This window comes from Streptomyces sp. NPDC088400, assembly GCF_044753355.1.
GTDB lineage: Bacteria > Actinomycetota > Actinomycetes > Streptomycetales > Streptomycetaceae > Streptomyces.
On the sequence record NZ_JBIVMZ010000020.1, the window covers coordinates 81,659 to 99,781 of the forward strand.

General features: G+C 68.0%; 20 protein-coding genes and 2 CRISPR repeat arrays. Of the genes, 14 read left to right on the forward strand and 6 right to left on the reverse strand.

The genetic code is table 11. The features are described 5' to 3' along the window. Positions 1-31 precede the first annotated feature (31 nt). The 3 genes from ACIQD6_RS33815 to ACIQD6_RS33825 form a co-directional block, all read right to left on the reverse strand. Positions 32-313 carry a hypothetical protein gene (locus tag ACIQD6_RS33815; protein WP_401890219.1) on the reverse strand — a complete coding sequence of 94 codons (282 nt, stop codon included), beginning with the start codon at positions 311-313 and terminating at the stop codon, positions 32-34. Positions 314-395: 82 nt separating this feature from the next. Next, positions 396-668: direct repeats of the CRISPR family, unit length 29 nt; unit sequence CGGAACACCCCCGCCTGCGCGGGGAGAAC. Positions 669-697: 29 nt separating this feature from the next. After that, positions 698-904 carry a DUF397 domain-containing protein gene (locus tag ACIQD6_RS33820; protein WP_401890221.1) on the reverse strand — a complete coding sequence of 69 codons (207 nt, stop codon included), beginning with the start codon at positions 902-904 and terminating at the stop codon, positions 698-700. Beyond that, positions 894-1,721, reverse strand: coding sequence for a helix-turn-helix domain-containing protein (locus ACIQD6_RS33825; RefSeq protein ID WP_401890269.1), 828 nt, complete (start codon positions 1,719-1,721; stop codon positions 894-896). Before ACIQD6_RS33825 ends, ACIQD6_RS33820 begins: the two co-directional genes overlap by 11 nt. 127 nt (positions 1,722-1,848) lie before the next feature. On the opposite strand from ACIQD6_RS33825, the gene ACIQD6_RS33830 reads away from it, so the two are divergent. The 4 genes from ACIQD6_RS33830 (at position 1,849) to ACIQD6_RS33845 (ending at position 3,519) form a co-directional block, all read left to right on the forward strand. Beyond that, on the forward strand, positions 1,849-2,091 hold the full coding sequence (locus tag ACIQD6_RS33830) for a hypothetical protein (protein WP_401890223.1): 243 nt from the start codon (positions 1,849-1,851) through the stop codon (positions 2,089-2,091). Between the two features lie 268 nt (positions 2,092-2,359). Beyond that, a complete protein-coding gene (locus ACIQD6_RS33835) occupies positions 2,360-2,701 on the forward strand; it encodes a hypothetical protein (RefSeq protein ID WP_401890225.1) in 342 nt (113 codons plus the stop codon). Between the two features lie 138 nt (positions 2,702-2,839). Beyond that, positions 2,840-2,971, forward strand: a complete 132-nt coding sequence (locus tag ACIQD6_RS33840) for a hypothetical protein (RefSeq protein ID WP_401890227.1) — start codon at positions 2,840-2,842, stop codon at positions 2,969-2,971. A 68-nt stretch (positions 2,972-3,039) separates the two neighbouring features. Continuing rightward, positions 3,040-3,519: a hypothetical protein gene (locus ACIQD6_RS33845; protein ID WP_401890229.1), complete on the forward strand. Its 480-nt coding sequence runs from the start codon at positions 3,040-3,042 to the stop codon at positions 3,517-3,519. Positions 3,520-3,821: 302 nt separating this feature from the next. On the opposite strand, the gene ACIQD6_RS33850 is transcribed toward ACIQD6_RS33845, so the two are convergent. Beyond that, entirely contained in the window at positions 3,822-4,556 is a 735-nt protein-coding gene (locus tag ACIQD6_RS33850) for an SDR family oxidoreductase (RefSeq protein WP_401890232.1), read from the reverse strand. Positions 4,557-4,646: 90 nt separating this feature from the next. Between ACIQD6_RS33850 and ACIQD6_RS33855 the strand changes: the two genes are divergently transcribed. After that, positions 4,647-5,552, forward strand: a complete 906-nt coding sequence (locus ACIQD6_RS33855; RefSeq protein WP_401890234.1) for a LysR family transcriptional regulator — start codon at positions 4,647-4,649, stop codon at positions 5,550-5,552. A gap of 152 nt (positions 5,553-5,704) precedes the next feature. Beyond that, complete coding sequence (locus ACIQD6_RS33860) at positions 5,705-6,037, forward strand: hypothetical protein (protein ID WP_401890236.1); 333 nt, start codon at positions 5,705-5,707, stop codon at positions 6,035-6,037. Positions 6,038-6,586: 549 nt separating this feature from the next. Here the strand turns inward: ACIQD6_RS33860 and ACIQD6_RS33865 are convergent. Together ACIQD6_RS33865 and ACIQD6_RS33870 are read right to left on the reverse strand one after the other, a co-directional pair. Beyond that, positions 6,587-6,943 carry a hypothetical protein gene (locus ACIQD6_RS33865; RefSeq protein WP_401890239.1) on the reverse strand — a complete coding sequence of 119 codons (357 nt, stop codon included), beginning with the start codon at positions 6,941-6,943 and terminating at the stop codon, positions 6,587-6,589. A gap of 309 nt (positions 6,944-7,252) precedes the next feature. Next, positions 7,253-7,399, reverse strand: a complete 147-nt coding sequence (locus ACIQD6_RS33870; protein ID WP_401890270.1) for a hypothetical protein — start codon at positions 7,397-7,399, stop codon at positions 7,253-7,255. Positions 7,400-7,560: 161 nt separating this feature from the next. Beyond that, positions 7,561-9,278: direct repeats of the CRISPR family, unit length 29 nt; unit sequence GTTGCGACCCCTCCAGGGGTGATGACGAC. A 397-nt stretch (positions 9,279-9,675) separates the two neighbouring features. Here ACIQD6_RS33870 and cas6 point away from each other — a divergent pair. Genes cas6 through cas2 form a run of 8 tightly spaced genes read left to right on the forward strand, consistent with a single transcriptional unit; the run spans position 9,676 to position 17,742 of the window. Continuing rightward, a complete protein-coding gene (gene cas6, locus ACIQD6_RS33875; RefSeq protein ID WP_401890241.1) occupies positions 9,676-10,326 on the forward strand; it encodes a CRISPR-associated endoribonuclease Cas6 in 651 nt (216 codons plus the stop codon). Next, on the forward strand, positions 10,323-11,807 hold the full coding sequence (locus tag ACIQD6_RS33880; protein WP_401890243.1) for a hypothetical protein: 1,485 nt from the start codon (positions 10,323-10,325) through the stop codon (positions 11,805-11,807). The genes cas6 and ACIQD6_RS33880 overlap by 4 nt, the downstream gene beginning before the upstream one ends. Next, positions 11,807-12,865 (forward strand): type I-B CRISPR-associated protein Cas7/Cst2/DevR, encoded by a 1,059-nt coding sequence (cas7i, locus tag ACIQD6_RS33885; RefSeq protein WP_401890245.1) that lies wholly within the window; start codon positions 11,807-11,809, stop codon positions 12,863-12,865. The genes ACIQD6_RS33880 and cas7i overlap by 1 nt, the downstream gene beginning before the upstream one ends. A gap of 5 nt (positions 12,866-12,870) precedes the next feature. Further along, entirely contained in the window at positions 12,871-13,557 is a 687-nt protein-coding gene (gene cas5, locus ACIQD6_RS33890) for a CRISPR-associated protein Cas5 (RefSeq protein ID WP_401890247.1), read from the forward strand. Further along, complete coding sequence (cas3, locus tag ACIQD6_RS33895; protein WP_401890250.1) at positions 13,539-15,965, forward strand: CRISPR-associated helicase Cas3'; 2,427 nt, start codon at positions 13,539-13,541, stop codon at positions 15,963-15,965. The genes cas5 and cas3 overlap by 19 nt, the downstream gene beginning before the upstream one ends. After that, the gene (locus ACIQD6_RS33900; protein WP_401890252.1) at positions 15,962-16,492 is read left to right on the forward strand and encodes a CRISPR-associated protein Cas4; all 531 of its coding nucleotides are present in this window, start codon (positions 15,962-15,964) and stop codon (positions 16,490-16,492) included. Before cas3 ends, ACIQD6_RS33900 begins: the two co-directional genes overlap by 4 nt. Next, positions 16,492-17,472, forward strand: a complete 981-nt coding sequence (gene cas1b, locus ACIQD6_RS33905) for a type I-B CRISPR-associated endonuclease Cas1b (protein WP_401890255.1) — start codon at positions 16,492-16,494, stop codon at positions 17,470-17,472. Before ACIQD6_RS33900 ends, cas1b begins: the two co-directional genes overlap by 1 nt. Positions 17,473-17,484: 12 nt before the next feature. Then, a complete protein-coding gene (gene cas2, locus ACIQD6_RS33910) occupies positions 17,485-17,742 on the forward strand; it encodes a CRISPR-associated endonuclease Cas2 (protein WP_401890258.1) in 258 nt (85 codons plus the stop codon). Positions 17,743-18,123 lie beyond the last annotated feature (381 nt).

Here is an 18,123-nt window from a genome sequence, read left to right on the forward strand (position 1 = left end):
GAGTTCGTCGGGTACGGATACGTTGGCCCACTCACTCCTCACCACTGACGAGGCGTGGCAGCGGGGTGAGGCCGTGGCGGGTGCCGGCAACGGCGAGTCGCTGTTCGCGGCCGGGCCGGCTGTCGAACATCGCCTCCATCCACCACTTCCGCAGGACAGCGTTGATGTGTTCGCTCGCTTGGGCCTGGCTGATCTCGGCGTGGAAGGCCGTGCGTTTGGTGGCTCCGAGGGCGTTGGAGATGGCGTCGATCGTGTGGGGGATCGGGCGGACTCTCGGGTCGGGGGAGTGGTGATTGGGGCGGGCTGCTGTCACGGCGTCCTCTTTGTGGTGGGGATTCGAAGGTTCCACGACGTCGCTGGCGGCCATGCTCGGGCCAGTGGTCGCCCTTCAGCCATGGGACCGTCCCCGCTGCGCGGGGAGAACCTCCTGACCTCGAACAAGGCCGCCGGTGATGCCGGAACACCCCCGCCTGCGCGGGGAGAACGACGCGTCCGGACAGCGCGAAATCCGTGGCGACGGAACACCCCCGCCTGCGCGGGGAGAACGATGTTGCGGCTTGCTCGGTGACGGGGTCGACCGGAACACCCCCGCCTGCGCGGGGAGAACGCGTGCCACATCGTCGTTGGTCTGCTCGCCGGCGGAACACCCCCGCCTGCGCGGGGAGAACCCTTCGCGACCTGTGGTTTTCGGGGCGCTTTACTGGTACTTGACCTGCATGGTCCTGATGAACGTCGCCCATGAACGGCTGCGGAAGATCAGTGCGGGAGCTTCGGGGGCCTTGCTGTCCCGTACGGGTATGACGCCGGGGAAGTCGTCGGCGACCTCGACGCAGTCGCCGCTCTGGCCGTTGCTGTAGCTGCTCTTTCGCCATGCGGCTGCGCTCAGGTCGTAGTCATTGCTCATGCTCGAATTCCTCTGCCGCAGACTCGATCAGGGCCAGGGATCGCTCCGGCGAAAGGGCGGAGGCCCTGATCAGATCGTAGTCCAGCTCACACTGCGCCACTAGCGCCGGATCATCCAGCAGATTGCCGGTGGCGGATCCCTCCTCGTAGGCCACGGGCGGGGCGTCCCTGAAGGTCATCAGCTTGAGCAAGCCTCCTACCGACGGCGCTCCCGCCTCGAAAGGAAAGACCTGAACCAGAATCCGACGCCTGCGTACCAACTGCGCGATGTGCGTGAGCTGTTCGCGCATGACGGTCGGTCCGCCGACCTCGCGCCGTAGGACGCTCTCGTCCAGCACGACCCACAACAGCGGTTCTGTTGGGTGATCAAGGAGGTGGCCGCGCGCCAGCCGGGCGGCGACGAGTTCGTCGATCTTCTCCTCCGGCGCGACCGGCTGCGCGGCGACGAACACCGCGCGGGCGTAGGCGGCTGTCTGGAGCAGCCCGGGGACGAACATGGACGCGTACTGGCGGATGGTGAGGGCCAGGCCTTCGAGATAGGCGGCCTCGGCGAAGTAATTGGCGTACGGAGAACTCTCGATCAGCTTCTCGCACATGCGCGCGAGGTAGCCATCGGTTTCGAGTGCCGCGTCGATGCGTTCGGCCAAGTCGCCCTGCGGTTTGCGAATGGCCACCTCGAACTGGCCGATGTACGAACCGGAGCAGTACACGCGGTCGCCCAATTGCTGCTGGGTGAAACCTACGGCCTCGCGGCGGCGCTTCAGCTCGGAGCCGAAGAACTCCCAACCGATCTTCAGACGACCGAGCGCTGCGGGCATCTCACCTTTGGCCACGGGCTAACTCCCTCATTTTGCACGGCCGTTGTAACGGCTCACTCCTTCCGAGATTAGCGCCGCCAAGGCAACGATGGACACGAAAAGTCAGTACTCAATCACGGAGCACGAGATGAATGAGTCGGACAAGAGGACGGCGAGGGCGGCGTCGCGGAAGGTGGACGCGCGGAAGGAGGCGGACGACGCGGTACGGACGCTGAAGGACGCGCTGGTCGCCGCAGGGATTGTTCTGCCTTCGCTGCGCGCCGACCCGGCAGGCCCTGTCTGCGGAGTGGTTCTTGTCGAACTCGGCGGTGCCCGGCCCGATGTCGTACGGAAGCTCGCGGCAGCGGTCAAGAAGGGCGCGGATAAGTGACCGCCGAGGAACCCCCCGCGCCGAGCCAGGACCCGGTTCCGCCCCGCGTCCCGTCGGCTCCGCCCCCTGAACCCGGCGGCCTGGCAAAGGACATCGCGATGAATCGTATGGGCGTGGTCCTGACTCGTACAGCCGAATACACCGTCCTCCGCCCGCTGAAAGGCGGAGCCCTCTGGGAAACGCCGTCGATGAATGTCGTGCGATTGTCGGCCCGGGAGGAATTGAGCGCGCGGCTCGCGCTCGTCAACTTGTGTCAGCGGTGGGGGAAATGACCGCCGAGGCGCACGGTTCGACCGAGTCCGGAATCGCCGTACCTGTCGAAAGCCGCCCTGAGCCCGCTCGTACGAACGACGGCAACGACTGGTTTGACGGCCGGTGCTGGCTCTGGTGCGGGCAGGAGTGGACGCGGGTGATCTGGCTCGGGCCGGTCCGGACGACCGGCGGGATCTCGGCTCCGTTCACCGCGTGCGGCGGCTGCGTACAGATCCTGCACGACGCGATCTGGGAGTACGTGATGGCCGCCGCACGCGGAGTCCAGGGTGCCGGAGCGCCGGCGTTCGGAACCGACACGCCCCACGGCCACCCGGACGAAGCCGCGGACCGCAGGTGAGTCCTGGCCGCACACAGGGCCAGGCCCGAATGAAGACGCCCTGCCGGCCCCAAAGCCCCCGCCCCGGCCGCCCATTCCCTGGCAGGACAGCGGCCGAAGCGGGTCCACGCACCACCGTCGCGAAGAAGGGAATGGCATGTGACCAGCATCCACGCACAGCACTGGACGGTTGTCCAGGGAGGGGACGACAACACCGACATCGAGGACGGCGACGGCGGTGGTTCCAACCCGTCCTCCGGCTGCGGTGACAACGGCGGTTGTACCGCGTGAGCACGAACGAGGGCTGTCCTGTTCCGGAAACCCGCGCAGGACAGCTCGCCCATGAAGGGGAGAGGTACGTGGCAAAAAACATGATGGGCGTCGGCAGGGTGACCGTACTGCCGCTGCTGCACATGTGGCCGGACCGCTACATGGTGATCGCCTACACCACGACCGGCGGTTTCGGAGATACGGCCGTCATCGGCTACGTACCCGTGCCCGGAGTGCCGGAGACGGCTCTCATGGATGTGGCCGCGCGGCACCAACCGACCCGGTTGTACGGCTCGACGGGCGGCACCGGGTTCGCCGAAGCCTGCTGGCTGATCTGCGTGGGCTGGAGCGGGCGCAGCATTCCGAAGCCCGGCACGCTGGAACTTCATGACGCGGCGTGGTCCCTGGACCTGGACGGTTCCGTGGAGTTGAGCAAGACCATGTACGGGCACGACCGACTGCACGTCGGACGCTTGACGCTGGCCGACCCGCAACTGGCGCACCAGGCAGGCGAAGTGATGCCCGCCAAGGCACGCGCCGACGCCCCCGAACCCGTGGCTGCCGACTGACGCTATCCCGAGCCCTGGCCCACGCTACTCATACTCACGGCTGGGGCTCACTCATAGCCTGAAGGCGTTCATCGCCACTACCGCCTGGACGGCTTCGTCGCCAGGCTGACGCGGTCCACAACCGGGCCCAGCGACTGAGGTTCCGCCCGCATGTGGAGAACCCCTTTTCCCGTCTCGCGGGCATTTCGGTACACGAGCCACTCCCGCCGACGAGCGCGAGCGGGCCGTGCGGGAAGCGCATGCCCGGTCCGGCGCAGAACGTGAACACCGCCCGATCCTGAACGGTGTTCACGTTGGCGGCGTCACAATTGGGTGCCGCCACCGTCCACCGCGAGCTCGGCACCGGTGGTGTAGGTCGCGTCGAAGGCGAGGAAAACGGCAGCACGCGCGACCTCCTCCGGATTCCCTGTACGCAGCATCGGAATCTGGGCGGCGAAACCCGCCACCAATTCATCCGCCACTTCCGCGGGCAGGTTCTTGTGCAGAATGCCTGTGTCGATCGGCCCCGGGCTCACTGCATTGACGCGTACGCCGCGCGGCAGCAGTTCGCGAGCCCAGGTTCGCGCCATCGACCGGAGGGCCGCCTTGCTCGCCGCGTAGACACCATGGTCCGGTTGCCCCAGCACGTTCAGGACCGAGGTGGTCAGCACCACGCCGCTGCCCTCGGCAAGCAGCGGAAGCAGCCGCTGAAAGGTGAAGTAGGGCCCCTTGGTGTTGGCCGCGAAGATGGCGTCGTACATCTGCTCGGTCGTCGCCTCGAACGGCACCGAGTCGGTGATGCCCGCATTCAGGAACACCGCGTCCAGTTGACCGAACGCCTCCTCGACCTTCCCCGCCAGCGCCTCGATGTCGGCTTTTGAGGTGGCATCGCTGCGAACCGCGACGAGCCCCTCTCGGCTCGCCGTTTCGAGTGCGGCTTCCTTGCGCCCCGTGACCATGACCTGAGCGCCCTCGGCCGCCAGCAGACGTGCGACCGACAGACCGATTCCGCTGCTGCCGCCGGTGACGAGGGCGCGCTTTCCGTTGTATTTTCCCATGCCTCAATTCAAATCCCGGACCGGAGACGGCGTCCAAGACCTGATCCGCAACCCGTTATGCGCGCACTGCATGTTGGTACGCTCGAACGCGTGCGCGTCCCCGGATCGGACCTCGATATGCGGCTTGTCGGCTACTTCACAGTCGTCGCAGAGCACGCCAACTTCAGCCGCGCCGCCGCGGCGCTGCACGTCGCGCAGCCATCCCTGAGTCGTCAGATCCAGCGCCTCGAGGAACATCTGGGCGTACACCTCTTCGACCGCACCCCACAGGGCAGTCGGCTCACCGAAGCCGGTCGCGCCTTCCTGCCGCAGGCGCAGGCGCTGCTCCAGGCCGCCCATCAAGCCAGGCTCACCGCCCGCGACGCCGCCACCTCGCGCGAGTTCACCATCGGGTATGTCGAGGACCTGGTAATCACTCAAGCCGTACGCCAACTGCGGCATCGATACCCCTCGGCCCGCATCCGCACCCGCCATCTGGAGTGGAACGACGCCCACGCCCTTACCGACCGCCGCGTGGACGCTCTGGTCGCCCGCGCCCCGCTGCCCTTCCCCACCGACCGCCTGCGCCTCAGCGAACTGTGGGCCGAGCCACGGGTCCTGGTCGTCCCCAGAAGCCACCGCCTGGCCGGAAAGGAGTCGGTGAGAGTCGAGGACCTCGGCGAAGAAGCCTTCCCGCAATGCCCGAGCGCGGTACCGCAATGGAACGACTTCGCCCGCCTGGAGCCCCGCCCGGATGGCGTTCCGGCTCGCAGCGCGCCGATCGACTACGAATCGTTCGAGGACAAGCTCGACCTGGTCGCCGAGGAGCGGACCGTATTGATTCTGGCCGCCGGCGACCGGCGGCCCCAACTGCGCCCCGACCTGGTCACCGTGCCCATCGAGGGCATCGACCCGGTCCGAGTCGTCCTGGCAACCCGCGCGGCCGACGCCAACCCTCTGATCAACGATTTCCTCAACGCCTGGCCATCCGACGCACCCGCTCCTCGGGGTCGGTGAGCAGAGCATCCAGGGGACCGCGGCCGAGGGGCCACGGAACCGGCCGAGGTACCGGGGCAGCGTCATCCGCAGATCGTGGTTGCGTATGCGTCCACAACGCGGCCGCTCGCGGAGGCCGCCTTCTGAACCCAATGAAGTCCGGGGACTGAGGCATGGTGATCCAGGACGCATACCGCCGTGAGCTGAACTACCTGATCCAGTACGCGCACGACGACTGGCTCGGGCTCTCGGCGATCAGCGGGTCAGTCGGCAGCCTCCTCGGACCCGGAGCCTCGTTCCAGGAGCAGCTGACGTTGCTCCTGCGGATCGTCGGCGATCTCTATGACGCCGGAGCGCGAGCGGGCGATCTGACGAAGTCGACGCGGGAGCCTTTTCTGCCCTGGCGAATGGAGAGAGCCGAAGCCCTGGCGCGGATGGCGGCGGAGGTTCAGGGACATGCCCGGTTGCCCGACTCCGGTGACGTCTGCTGGTTCACGGTGCCGTGATGACGTCATGGCCAGGGTCTGCTGGAGAGCAGGGCGTCGACATTGGCGGTAGGGCGTAGCGCGACGTCGGCCGCTCTGGCCCGGCTCGTGTCGAACCGGACTTCGATCGATTCGGTGGGCTGCGAGTGCGGGACGTCTGCTCGCTCGACACGGGCTCCATCGGCAGCCGGAAGCCGGCCTTCTGACGTAACGGGGCTGTCACTACCCGCCGCGTCCGGCAACTGGGCGCGGCTGGACGGCGTCTGACCTGGCAGGAAGATCTACTGCTGGGGAGAATCTGATGGCGGGCGGCTGCCGTGACTGTAGGACCTGTACCAAGAGCGTGATCGGCAGGTTTGGGCTGAAGCTGGGCTACGCGATCAGCTTCACGTGGCTGATCAAGCCGCTTTTCATGCGCAACTGCCCTGAGTGCAAGCACGTCATGCGCCGTCACATGCGCCGCGCGGACGGCTCTTTCCAGGATTAGCGCCTCTCCCGGGGCCAGGACCGGACAGGGGCGGGGAACGTTTCGTACGCGTCCGAACTGCACGTCCGAACGACGCGTACGAACTACAGGTCGAGTACGGCCCACAGTCGGCGGCCGTCCTCCGCCGTGTCGGCTCCGCAACTCGTCGCCCCGAGCGCGGCGATACGGGGCAGTACGGCCTCCTCCGTGACGGCGAGCCCTGGTTGGTGGCTGAGGACCACCACCAACGCCTGCCGGTCCTGGTCGGCGAGGTGCAGGCTGATCCGTCGGCCGCCGTCGGCGACCGCGGTCTCGACCAGGAGCGCGACGACATCGCCGGCCGTGGCATCCGCGTCGGTGTAGCCCCACTCGTGAAGCTTGCCCACCACGTGGTCGCGGGCCCGAGCCGCCGCCCAAGGCTGTGATTCCAGCGGCCAGTTCGAACCCCGCCGATTCGTCATCGTTACCCGCCGCCGCTGCGTCGTGGCGACGCCCGCCGTGGGGCGCGGCGGCTGCACGGGCCGCCTCGGCGGAGGCGGAGTCCGGGGCGGATAGTCCGGCTGGTGACCGTCCTCGGCATCCAGCGGTAACGGCATGGTGCGACTCCCGATCGACGGGGCGGACGACGGTCTCCGCCGCCCCGTCACCCATCGTAGGCCGCGCGTCACACGGACGGCACCGGTTCGGCGGCAATGATGACCGGCCGCCCGGGGCATTGACGAGACGTCAGCGATGGAACTCGATCAGCCGCCACGCGGACCACGACCTCGTCAGGGCCACACCAGGCAGTACGGCTGATGCCCCGCCTCGTGCAGCCGGTGCGAGAAGTCCTGCCACTCGTGCAGCGAGTGGGGAGGGAGCTCGGTGAGACGTGCGTCGACCTGGGGAAACTGATCCCGCCAGTTCTCACGGGTCAACGCCGTTTCCCGGGCTCATGTGCCCTGGATGTGCCCTCCGTCACCTGGGCAGGGCGGGCTGCGACGGCGGAGGGGATCCGTATCGCCTCCCATCAATCGTGGCCTCTCCAGGTTGATGACGACGTGATGATGGTGGGCTGGGGGAACGCCCGGCCGGTCTGGTTGCGACCCCTCCAGGGGTGGTGACGACATGCGGGAGGACGCGGCCGGTAACTGGGCGGCGTTGCTGCGACCCCTCCAGGGGTGATGACGACCAAGCTTCTGCCGATGGGACAGAAGTACATCGTCGGGTTGCGACCCCTCCAGGGGTGATGACGACCCAACCCCCCGCCCTGGCTGCCGCCCGGCAGCCTGTTGCGACCCCTCCAGGGGTGATGACGACCGGACAGCCGGTACGCGGTCGGCCGGCCTGGGCCATGTTGCGACCCCTCCAGGGGTGATGACGACGACGTCCTGTCTGCCATCGAGCAGCCCATGGGCACCGTTGCGACCCCTCCAGGGGTGATGACGACTCGCTGTCGGTCAGGCGTGCGCCCTCAGACGCTGACGTTGCGACCCCTCCAGGGGTGATGACGACCCCGGCGCGGCATCATGCTGAACGCTCCAGCCGCCCGTTGCGACCCCTCCAGGGGTGATGACGACCCCGGCGGTACCGCCCTGTACGGAGCCCAGCAGCGGTTGCGACCCCTCCAGGGGTGATGACGACCGGGGTGGCCGGGGCCGTGGCTGCTCGTACGGCAGTGTTGCGACCCCTCCAGGGGTGATGACGACCTTGGACTCACCCCACCCACGATCAGGAGCCCACCGTTGCGACCCCTCCAGGGGTGATGACGACGTGCCTACGAGCTGCCCGCGACCGAGGGCAAGCGCGGGTTGCGACCCCTCCAGGGGTGATGACGACGGGACTGAGCATCCGGGCCATCACCGCCAAGCTCAAGTTGCGACCCCTCCAGGGGTGATGACGACTCCTGACGCTTCGTCCGCACCTCGACCAGGTCCTGTTGCGACCCCTCCAGGGGTGATGACGACACCTGATCCCAGCGGACCCCGGCGCCGCGGGCGTCGTGTTGCGACCCCTCCAGGGGTGATGACGACGGGCCAGAGCCTGGCCAACGTGCTCCAGCGGCCAGCAGTTGCGACCCCTCCAGGGGTGATGACGACTGGAGCTGCTGCCGCTCACTGCGTCGCAAGCCGCGTCGTTGCGACCCTCCAGGGGTGATGACGACGGCATCGACGCGGACGTCGATGTCCACGTCCCTGATGTTGCGACCCCTCCAGGGGTGATGACGACAGGCCGCCGTCGTGGCGCACATAAAGGCGTTACAGGGTTGCGACCCCTCCAGGGGTGATGACGACGCGCCCGCCTGAGGCCCTTCCTCGCCCCCTCCGTGCTCCGGTTGCGACCCCTCCAGGGGTGATGACGACGCGTGGCCTCGTACGCGACCGCGCAGCGCAAGAGCGCGTTGCGACCCCTCCAGGGGTGATGACGACGCAGTGAGCGGAGCGCCTGGAAGGTTCAGGCCCGCGTTGCGACCCCTCCAGGGGTGATGACGACCGGTGCGTCGCGTACGCCGCCACCCTGCCACTCACGTTGCGACCCCTCCAGGGGTGATGACGACAAGGGCAAGCACGGCGGCCGGCCGCCGGTCATCACGTTGCGACCCCTCCAGGGGTGATGACGACGGGACTGCGAGATGAGAGCCGGGACCTGCGGCGCGAGTTGCGACCCCTCCAGGGGTGATGACGACGCCCACACAGGAACCCGTAGGAAAGGCACTCCCTGTGGTTGCGACCCCTCCAGGGGTGATGACGACCGGGCTGGCCGGCCCGGCAGGCCGTCTCGTTCACGGGTTGCGACCCCTCCAGGGGTGATGACGACCCGACGGTAAAGCCGCTGGTCATCAGTGCCTTCGTCCGGCGCCGCACCCCTCATTTTGCAGCGATCCGGCGGTAATGCATCAGCGCAGGTCAGAGCGTCGTAGGACATCGGCGCGAGGCTTGCCTCGGGGCGGCTGTCAGTGGTGCCCGCTAGCTTACGGCTCTGAGTGACTGAGTTACATAGGACGACCGCTGAGTCCTGGCGAAAATCCCCTATAGCACATTTGATGATGCTTCAGGGGTATTAACGGGTCATCGACACTTCTATCCGTCTGATCCGCTACCTTCCTGTTGCCGCCCCCCTATCGATTGATCAGGGTGGTGTAACGCCGTTGTTCTGTAGCGTCTTTGGGGGTGTTGTGCGGGTCAGGGTGGACATCGACGCCGATGTTCCGAGCATGGGCTGGGAGCACGTGCACGGGCCGGCGCGCGCTGTCATGTACGAGCTGCTCGGGAGTCAGGACGCGGCTCTGGCACGGTCGTTGCACGACGAGGGATGGAAGGGGCAGCCGCTCAAGCCGTTGGGCTTGACCGCGCCTCAGTTCAAGGGCGCGCCGAGGAAGCGCGGTGTGTATACGACATCGACGGAGGGGTCGGTCTGGCTGGGGTCGCCGGTACCGGAGATCGCGGCAGTTCTGGTGGCGGCACTCGCTTCCCGTACCGAGATTGTGTGGGGACCGGCGCGGTTGAAGATGCGGGGCTTCACCGTCGACGTCGGTGCTCCGGTAGCGGACGGTCCGGTGGAGCTGGCGACCGCGACTCCGGTCGTGGTCAAGCATGAGAGCCGTTATCTCCTTCCGGGAGACGACCATTACGTCGCGCGGCTTCAGCACAATCTCGCGCATAAGGCGGACATCCTGGGGCTTCCGGCACCGAGCGGGTTACGTGTGCTGGAGGCGGGACCTCGTCGGCGGTTCACGGTGCGGGGAGCGCCGCGTATCGGGGCGCAGGTGCGGGTGGGCATGGAGGCTGATGCCCGGTTCGTGGACGCGTTACGGTCCTGGGGCCTCGGGCTGGACACGGTGCAGGGATTCGGATGGATCCGGTGAGTAGATTCGCCACCGACACGCCGGCGCTGTCCGCGACGAGTCACCCGATTCAGCGCACGGGAGCCTGGGCGGTCGCGGTGCTGGCCGACCGGGCGACCCCGCAGGAGGTCACCGAAGCCGACCTGGACATGGTGGCCGCTCGTCTGATCGAGGATGTGATTGTGGCCGCCTTGGCACCGAAGGACTCGGCGGCGTACGACTGGTGGAAGGTCCTCTTCGCGCTCTACCCCAACTCCAAGGCGACCCATAGCAAACGCCCCCGCGATCGCGCCGCCCTGCTGCCGGAAATCGTCGCACTGTTCGTCCCCGACGCACCGGGCTCCCCGACGTGGCCGTGCACCTTCTGCGGAGTGCCCGCCGCTGTGGTGTGGACGAAGTCGAATCTGCCGATGTACGACACCAACAAGGCCCTCAACACGTTGCCGCCCGGCGTCGCGGGCTGGCCGATCTGCCGTGGCTGCCGTATCGCCGCCTGGGCCTTGCCCTACGGCGCGTGGGTCACCGCCGGGTCGGCGACAGTGCTCTCCTGCGAACAGGACGCGGCGGAGCGTGAGTTCTCGGCGCGCAATGTGCTGCGCGCCAAGCGGATCATGCAGCTCGGTTTCGGCGGGCTCGGAGCAGTTGCCCGGCCCGAGGCAGTGGTCCTGCGGGCGTTGAAGGTACTGGGTCCGGATCTCCCGGCCGCCGCCACACTGTGGAGCTTCAAAAACGACAACCAGGAACCCTGGCTGCGAGTGACAAGGACGCGTCGTGCGGTGCCCGCCTTTCTGGCGACGGTGGAGGGCAACGCCGAACCTCGCCGCGCATGGCGGTTGCTGGAGCTGGCCCTCACCCGCCGGGACAAGGACGGACAACTGGTGACGAGCGGGCCCGCCGAGGCAGCCCGGCTGCTGTTCGAGGCCGAGGACGGCCGTAGCCGGTCGCTGCTGTCACAGCTCCACCAGCTTCTGGACGAGCCGGAGAAGTCCTGGAGCCTGCGAAACCGAGCGGCCCTGACGCGGCTCGCCTTCATCTACGCCGAGGAGATTCTGGGCATGAACTCGGACCCGGACCTGAAGCCGGTGGCGACGGTGATCGCCGACTGGATCGAGTACGCCAACGGCGCGCCCCGCGGGCGATTCGCGGAGTACCGGAACGTAGCACTGAGCGACTACAAGCTCGGTGCCCTACTGATGCAGGCGCATTCGCGACTGGCCCTTGACGGTCGTGCGGTATCGGCCCGGCCCGAGGACTGGCGATCATTGATCCAGCAGCGTCCCCGCGCCTGGGAGCAGCGCATGCTGCTTTTCGCCACCGTGCTTCAGCTTCTTCAGGAACGGGGCGTGGCAGTAAATGAACGACCGGTGGATCCGGACGATGAGGCCCGCATCGAGCATCAACTGCAGCAGCCGATGCTCGGCCAGGGCGACGGCAACAGCATGCGCGACGACGGCGTGAACGATGACGGCGTGAACGATGACGACGACAGGGGAGCGGCGTAATGACCTACCTGGCAGGGAAGATGGTTCTGGCCGTCGAGGCGGGAGCGCCCAACAACGGCAAGGGTGAGGATACGAAGGCCAGGGTCAAGTACGCCCGGATCCGTGGCAGGCACTACCCGTACATCTCGGCCCAGGCGGTACGGCGCTGGACCCGGGACGGGATGGTCGAACTCGGCTCGGTGCCCTCGCCGGTGAGTCGGGTGGGCAAGGCGCAGAATAAGGCGCAGAAGGCCAACACCGAAGCGAACCCCGTGCGTTACGCCGACGACGACCTGTTCGGCTACATGAAGGCGGGCGCGAAGAAAGAGGGTGAGGCCACGACTCTGCGGGACAGCCCCTTCATGCTGGGCACCCTCATGTCGGTCGAACCTGCCTACCCGACCGAGGACTTCGGTGTCATGTCGCGCGGGGTGTCCGAGCCGGTCCTGCACGGGCACGAGTTCTACACCGCCGATCTGGCCGCCCCGTTCCTCTTGGATCTGCCGAGGATCGGCACGTTCACCCTCCCCGATGCCGCAGGCGCCGGCCGCCCGAACTATCTCAACCAGGAAGAGGCCATGCAGGTCGCCGAAGCCGCGCAGGCCGGTGCCTCCTCGCTCACCTTCCGCGATCAGCCGGCCGTACGGCTGCCGATCGCGGAACGCCGTAACCGCGCGGCACTCCTCCTGGAGGCACTCGCGCACCTGAGCGGTGGTGCCAAACAGGCTCTGCACTACGGAGACCGTGTACCGGCCCTGCTGGTGATGGTCCCTTTCAAGGGAGGCATCAACCCGCTGGCGCACTGCGTGGACGGCGAGGAAGGGACCGGCCTGCGAGTACGCGGTGAGGTGCTGCGCGAGGAGCTGAAGGCGTGGGACGGTGAGTGGGAGGCCCCGGTCCGGATCGGCTGGCGGCCCGGTTTCCGGGACCTTCTGCGGGAGGACTTCGTGAAGGAGTGTGCCCAGGAGATCGAGGACGGGACCATCGTCATCGACCACCCCCGAACGATCCTGCGCAATCTGGCGGCCGAACTGCGGGACGGCCGGCTGGACGGCTGGTTCGACGACACCACCCGGTGATCTCCGTGCCGGACACATCCCGAACAGCGCTCCGTACAGCGTGGAGGGCGGTTTTCTGGGCCCCTGTCGCCTCGTTCCGCGATCCGCTCTTCCCTGGACTCAGCCGCGGCCTTCCGCTGCCCCCGCCCTCGACCGTACGGGGCCTTCTGGCCGCCGCCACCGGGGAGCGGAGCGAACCCCTGGCCTTCGGCATGGCCGCTTGTGCCGAAGGCGGCGGTGTGGACGCCGAGACGTATCACCCCATCTCCGCAGACGGCTCCAACCCGGCGGTCTCCGGCCGCGTGCGCGCCGTCAAGGGAGGCATGACGATCCGCGACCGCCCCTTCCTCGCGCATGTACGTCTTACGGTGTGGCTGCCCGGCACCGACGGCGACCGCATCGCGCAAGCACTCCGCCGCCCCCGCTGGCCCTTGCGCCTGGGACGGTCCCAGGACCTTGTCCACCCGCTGCACCTTGTGCGTACCACCCTGCGTCCGGCGACCACGGCCACCGTCGATCACGCGCTGGCGCCGACGGGCGGCCACGACGTGCGCCAGGCGACCGTGCACCGTATGGCGGCGAGCGTGTCCATCGACCGGCTCTCCACCGCGTGGTCCGACTACCTGTGGTGTGACGCCCCCACGGGGGCACACCCGGTGCGCGACGCGTACGAGGACGACTCGGGGCAGGCGGTATGGCTGCTCGCCCCCTGACCCCGAGGCCCGCGCTGCGTGCCCTCACCGATGTCCGCGCCAAGTCCGTGCCCAAGCACGACCCCGAACGACTGACGACGCACTCGCGCATCGTCCACGACACGGTGGCGCAGATCGAACACCGCATGGCCACGGCCGGGCTCCTCGCGACGGAACCCGCTTTCTGGACCCGCGTACGGACTGCGGCCCTGCTCCACGACGCCGGCAAGGTCGCCGAAGGCTTCCAGCAGCAGTTGCTGCCGGGCGGCACGTTCTGGGGGCAGCGCCATGAAGTGCTCTCTCTGGCCTACGTCGACCTTCTGGCAACGGTCACCGGCTGGACGGACGAGGACCGGCTGATGATCGCCACGCTCGTCGCGACCCATCATCGGGCTCTGCACGCGGCGGCCTCCGGCGCGGCCAAGGGAAAACAGAGCCTCTCTCAGCAGTACAACTTCCGTACGCGGTGGGACGAAGCCTTCACTCGCACACCACGCCCGAACGGTGACCCTCAGATTCAGGTCACCCGGGGGCTCCACCGGGAACTCCTCGCCTGGTTCTCCGGCGCCCTGCACACGGATCCACCCTCCCTGCCCAGTGGCGGGCCCACGGTGGCCGACCGCGCACGGCTCGTCCTCGACGAACTGCTCGACGCCTGGCGGCAGCCGGTCGCAGCCGACCGAGGACTGCTCGCCGCCCTCGCCCAGGGCGCGCTCACCCTCGCCGACCACGCCGGGTCCGCACACGAACGCCTCCAGACCCACATGCCACTGCCCACCGACTACATCCATCGGCTCCCCTACCAGCCCTACCCGCACCAGCGGCAGGCCGCCGACGCCGAGGGGCACCTTGTCCTCATCGCTCCCACCGGTAGCGGCAAGACGGAGGCCGGACTGTCCTGGGCCGGGCAGCAGTTGCGTACGATGCCCGGCCTGCCCCGCGTCGTCTGGACCCTGCCGTACCGCGCCTCCCTCAACGCGGCACGGAGAAGGCTGCAACGCGACCTGACCCCGGCCCCGGGAGAGGACACCGCAGACATCGGGCTCCTCCACGGCACCGTCGCCCACACGCTTCTCGGTGAGGCGGCGGAAGACGAATGCCCCGACGGCAGCACGCCTCTGAGCGCCGAACCGACCGCCGCGATGGCCCGCCAGGCGCGGGCGCGAGCCGGTGCCATGCGCCTGTTCACCCAGCGCCTGCGCGTCGCCACTCCACACCAACTACTCCGAGGCGCCATCGCCGGCCCCGTCTACTCCTCCGTACTCCTGGAACAGACCAACTCGGTCTTCGTCCTGGACGAACTCCACGCCTACGAACCCGAGACCTTCGGACGAATCTGCGCCGCCATGGGACTGTGGGAGCGGCTCGGCAGCCGGGTCGCCGTCCTCTCCGCCACGCTGGCCCCGGCGATGACCACCCTCATCGAGGAGAGCCTGACCCAGCCGGTGACCTGTCACCGTGCACCTCGGGGCACCAGCCCGGTCCGCCACCGCCTCGTCCTGGACGAGAACCCCCTCACCGACCCGGAGAGCGTCGAACGCCTGCGCACCTGGCTCGACGAAGGCCACAGCGTCCTCGCGGTCGTCAATACGGTGGCCTCCGCGCAGGCCCTGTACGAGGAACTGGCCGACAACGCCCGCGCCTGTCTGCCCGACGACCCGCACGCCGCCCTGCTCCTGCACTCCCGCTTCAAGAACCGCGACCGGGACGCCATCGAGAAGAACCTGCTGCGACGGCACCCCGAACGCGTCGCGGGCAGTCGTTCCCGCCGCGGTGGACTCACCGTCGCCACGCAGACGGTCGAAGTCTCGCTGCAACTGGACTTCGACCGAGGGGCGGTGGAGAACGCCCCCATCGAAGCGGTGGCTCAGCGCGCGGGCCGCGTCAACCGCCGAGGCCGGCACCCCGCAGGGCCCGTCCAATTCCGAGTTCACCGTACGGAAGCCGGCCGACCGTACGACGACGCCGCTGTCGCCGCCTCCTGGGAAGCCCTGACCACACTCGCCGCGGAAGGCCGCGAAACCCTCAGCGAAGAGGACATCGAACGGCTTCTCCACCTCGCCTACGACACCGACTGGGGCAGGACGTGGGAAGCGAGGGCCCGCCGGGCGCGGGACGACTTCGCGGCCACCTTCCTCACCTTCACCGATCCGTTCCACGACCGCTCCGAGTTCGCCGACAAACTGAGCGAACAGTTCGACAGCGTCGAGGTGCTGCTCCGCGAGGACGTCGAGGAATACCGCGAGCTCACCACCGGCCCCGAAGGCCACCCACTGCGCGCGGCAGGCCTGCTCATCCCGCTCCGGTACGGCCAACTCAAGACGTACAACCCGCAGGACGAACGGAATCTGGGGGTTCGTGTGATCGACGGCGTGTACGACGCAACCACAGGACTGAAGCCACCGCTGGAACCGGAGACCATCCTGTGAGCGCCTCCGCCGGCTCGGTCAATGGGCCGGGAGACGAGGACGCGCAGCTCGGTGGCGTCCACATCAAATACCTTCACCACTGCCCGCGTCAGCTCTGGCTCTACGTACGTGGCTACCGGCCCGAGCAGCGCAGTGACCTCGTCGCCTTCGGCGAGGTCATTGATGACACGACCTTCACCCGCCGCCGGGACATCGACCTCGGCGAAGCGAAGATCGACTGGGTCACCACCGGAGCCGTCGTCCACGAAACCAAGTCCTCGCGCGCGCCCTCGCCCGCCCACGCCGCGCAGGTGCGCCACTACTGCCTCCTGCTTGAGCGCCGAGGTGTGGCCGTACGCGGCGGCATCATCCACTACCCCCTGGTCCGCCGTACCACCGAGGTTCCCTGGGACAGCGACGCCCGCGCCGAGGCCGAAGCATCCGAGGCCCAGGCCCGCGCCACCATCGCAGCCGGTGAACCACCGACCCGCCTCACCCGCGCCAACTGCCGCGGCTGCTCATACCTCGACTACTGCTGGGGAGACTGATGCCCGCCGTCGGCCGTACCTACTGGCTGACCGAACCCTGCCGCATCCGCCGCGAGGACAACAGCGTCCGCATCGAGCGAGCCGACGGCAACCCGGTCCGTATCCCCATCACCGACATCCGCGACCTGGTCACCTTCGACCACGTCGACATCAACACCTCGGCTCTCTCACTTCTGAGCCGCAACGGCGTCGCACTCCACGTCCTGGACCACTACGGCAACCACGCCGGGCACTTCAGCCCCTCGGAATCCATGTCGTCGGCCAGCGTCGTACGCCGACAAGTGGAGATCACCGCAGACCCCGACCATCGCGCAGCGACCGGCCGCGCCCTCGTGCTCGCCACAGCGGAGAACCTGCGGTGGGCACTGGACACCGACCTCCTCGACGGGGCCCTCCAGTCCCTGCGCACCGCCCTGCCCGACTGCGGTGACAGCGACGCGATCATGGGACAAGAGGGCAACTTCCGCCGCACCGCCTGGGCCGTCCTCGACACCCAGCTACCGACCTGGCTCCGCCTCAACGGCCGCACCCGCCGCCCACCGACCAACGCCGGCAATGCCTTCGTCAGCTACCTCAACACCCTCGTCTACGCCCGCGTCCTCACCGCCCTGCGCACCACGCCCCTGCACCCGGCGATCGGTTTCCTCCACGCGGACACGGACCGCCGTCGCAACACTCTCGCCTTGGACCTGGCCGAGCCCTTCAAGCCTCTCTTCGCCGAGCGGCTCCTGAAACGAGCCGCGGCTCAGAAGAAGCTGAAGCCCTCCGACTTCGAAACCGACGTCGCCCGCGCCTCCCTCAGCAAGGACGGCCGCAAGAAGGTCGCGGCCCTCGTCAAGGAAGAACTGGCGACGACCGTCCACCACCGCACTCTCAAGCGCAAGGTCAGTTACGAGGAACTCATCCACCTGGAGGCCCTCAAGATCGTCCGTATGTGCCTGGAGGACAAGCCCTACAAGCCTTTCCGGCCTTGGTGGTGAGCGGCAATCTTCGTGATCCTCGTCTACGACACCGCCGTCGAACGCAATCCCAAGGTCCTCAAGACCTGCCGTAAGTACCTCCACTGGACTCAGCGCAGCGTCTTCCAGGGCGAACTCAGCACAGCGCAGTACCGCGCGCTGATGGCCGCCCTGAAGGCCACCATTGACCCGGACTACGACAGCATTGTCACGTACGCCGCCAGATCCCCCGACATGATCGAATCCAGCACCCTCGGCGTTGACCTGGGTGGCCCCGGCGACATCCTCTGAACCGCTTTGACCTGCACCGATGCACTACCGACGGACTGCTGCAGAAACGCCACTGAAGCGTCGTATTGGAGGGGCGCTGACCTGCGGCTTTACCGTCGGGCCGTCATCAGCCCAGGAGGGTTCGCAACGGTGCTGGGGCTTGCCTCCGGCGCGGGCGCGCGCCGGGCCGTCATCAGCCCAGGAGGGTTCGCAACGGTGCGTAGAGGGATCGGCCTCCTGGGTGGGCACAGCAGCCGGCCGTCATCAGCCCAGGAGGGTTCGCAACACCGGGGCCCGCTCGGGGGGGGTCTCTATGTCCTTCGTCAAGGACGTGGTGCCTGGTGTGCGGGTGTTTGGGATGGTCATGCGGCGAGGGTGACGGTGGGGTTTCTGGACTCGTAG

Excerpts from the sequence above, each read along its gene's own strand:
- ACIQD6_RS33820 (WP_401890221.1), bottom strand. The coding sequence starts at position 904 with ATGAGCAATGACTACGACCTGAGCGCAGCCGCATGGCGAAAGAGCAGC.
- ACIQD6_RS33825 (WP_401890269.1), bottom strand. The coding sequence starts at position 1,721 with ATGCCCGCAGCGCTCGGTCGTCTGAAGATCGGTTGGGAGTTCTTCGGC.
- ACIQD6_RS33830 (WP_401890223.1), top strand. The coding sequence starts at position 1,849 with ATGAATGAGTCGGACAAGAGGACGGCGAGGGCGGCGTCGCGGAAGGTG.
- ACIQD6_RS33835 (WP_401890225.1), top strand. The coding sequence starts at position 2,360 with ATGACCGCCGAGGCGCACGGTTCGACCGAGTCCGGAATCGCCGTACCT.
- ACIQD6_RS33850 (WP_401890232.1), bottom strand. The coding sequence starts at position 4,556 with ATGGGAAAATACAACGGAAAGCGCGCCCTCGTCACCGGCGGCAGCAGC.
- ACIQD6_RS33860 (WP_401890236.1), top strand. The coding sequence starts at position 5,705 with ATGGTGATCCAGGACGCATACCGCCGTGAGCTGAACTACCTGATCCAG.
- ACIQD6_RS33865 (WP_401890239.1), bottom strand. The coding sequence starts at position 6,943 with ATGACGAATCGGCGGGGTTCGAACTGGCCGCTGGAATCACAGCCTTGG.
- cas6 (WP_401890241.1), top strand. The coding sequence starts at position 9,676 with ATGGGCTGGGAGCACGTGCACGGGCCGGCGCGCGCTGTCATGTACGAG.
- cas7i (WP_401890245.1), top strand. The coding sequence starts at position 11,807 with ATGACCTACCTGGCAGGGAAGATGGTTCTGGCCGTCGAGGCGGGAGCG.
- cas3 (WP_401890250.1), top strand. The coding sequence starts at position 13,539 with ATGGCTGCTCGCCCCCTGACCCCGAGGCCCGCGCTGCGTGCCCTCACC.
- cas1b (WP_401890255.1), top strand. The coding sequence starts at position 16,492 with ATGCCCGCCGTCGGCCGTACCTACTGGCTGACCGAACCCTGCCGCATC.